Below are 1,371 nucleotides of genomic sequence, written 5' to 3'. Positions count from 1 at the left end.
CCCGCCGTGGTGATCATCAGCAGCATCGGTTGGCTGCGCGCGCCCATGCCGGTCTTCATGGTGTCGTAAAGGTCGGCTGTGTTGTGCTCGTGGTACTCGTCGACGATGGCGCAGCTGGGGCTGGCGCCGTCGCCTGGCTTGCCGATCACGGGCTCAAACTTGCTGTTGGTGTCCAGCACCGCCAGGTTGGATGCATTGGGCAGGACGCCGAAGTGCGCACGGAACTCTGGGCTCTTACGGGCCATCAGCAGCGCTGGCTTGAACACCTCCATCGCCTGCTTCAGGCTGGTGGCGCCGCTGTAAACCTCGGCGCCGTACTCGCCGTCCACCGCGAGCATGAAGTTGCCGATCACGGCCGCCAGCGTGGACTTGGCGTTCTTGCGAGGCACGATCAGGTCGACGACGCGAAAGCGGCGCTTGCCGGTCTCTGCATGCACCCAGCCGAAGGCGCAGACCAGGAAGAAGCACTGCCAGGGCTCCAGCTTGATGCGCTGCCCACGCGCGGCCCAGTCGCCCTTGATGTGAGGCTGCAGCTCGGCGAAGGTGCAGATGCGCACGGCCGGGTAGTACTGCTTGCCCTTGACATCGGTGAGCTGCGGGTTGAAGACGTAGGGGAAGTCATCGGTGCCCTGGCGGTCGAGGTCGTTGAGCTGACGCTGGCAGGCCAGACGCACCCACTTGCACGCGGGAACGGTGCCGTCGAGCACATCCCTCGCGTACTGCAGCGCGATCGCGACGTAGTCCTTCATGGCCTAGAGGGAGCCGTATCCGCCGGACTGCGCTACGGGCGTGTCATCTTCTCCGTCACCGAAGAGCTGCGACTGACGGTTGTTGCTTTGCTGGACCTTGCCGCGACTGCAAGGCTCCAGGCCGAACGCGCCCAAGTACTTGTTGACCTGCTCCATCGCGCGGTTGGCAATGACCCAATGCGGCGAGTAGCCGACATGGCCGTTGGGCGTCGGCACGGTGACCCCGTCGCCGCCTGTCCACTTCTCGCCCTTGGCCTCGGCTTCGGCGCGCTTGGTGGCCGCCTCCTCCATCGCGCGCGTCAGTTGCTCTTCCGCCCAGACCCAGCGCGCGTAGCACTGGCAGTACAAAGCCAACGCCGCGCGATCGAGCTTGCTGATGAGGCCGTAGCGATCCAGCTCGGGCGTGATGCGCTTCCACTCCTTCTTCGCGGCGGGCCAGAGGTGACGCGGGCAATCGGGTATCTCGACCTGCGGCTGGAAGCTGTCCATCAGATCCGTCGCCGACAGCTTTGACGGGTTGCCACGGATCATGTGGACGTTTGACGGCAGAGCGCGGCGCCCCATCACGCAACCCCTTCCGCGTCACCGGGGATACCCCCCCCGGTCGAATTTCCCGCTCGCA

Annotated in this window: 2 protein-coding genes; both read right to left on the bottom strand. The window is 65.4% G+C overall.

What is annotated here, in order from left to right; all coding sequences use genetic code 11:
- Nucleotides 1–749 (bottom strand): terminase large subunit domain-containing protein (locus ABGI63_RS25730; RefSeq protein WP_349745366.1); only part of this gene is annotated, 749 nt, incomplete at its 3' end.
- 3 nt (nucleotides 750–752) lie between these two features.
- Nucleotides 753–1,313: a phage terminase small subunit P27 family gene (locus ABGI63_RS25725; protein WP_349745365.1), complete on the bottom strand. Its 561-nt coding sequence runs from the start codon at nucleotides 1,311–1,313 to the stop codon at nucleotides 753–755.
- Nucleotides 1,314–1,371: the final 58 nt, after the last annotated feature.

Origin of the sequence: Roseateles cavernae (genome assembly GCF_040187885.1) — a bacterium.
GTDB classification, from domain to species: Bacteria; Pseudomonadota; Gammaproteobacteria; order Burkholderiales; family Burkholderiaceae_C; genus Roseateles_E; species Roseateles_E cavernae.
The sequence above is the reverse complement of the archived record's forward strand: the minus strand, read 5'-3'. Positions and strand labels throughout refer to the sequence as shown.

Coding starts and splice junctions, on each gene's coding strand:
- ABGI63_RS25725 (WP_349745365.1), bottom strand. CDS start 1,313: ATGGGGCGCCGCGCTCTGCCGTCAAACGTCCACATGATCCGTGGCAAC.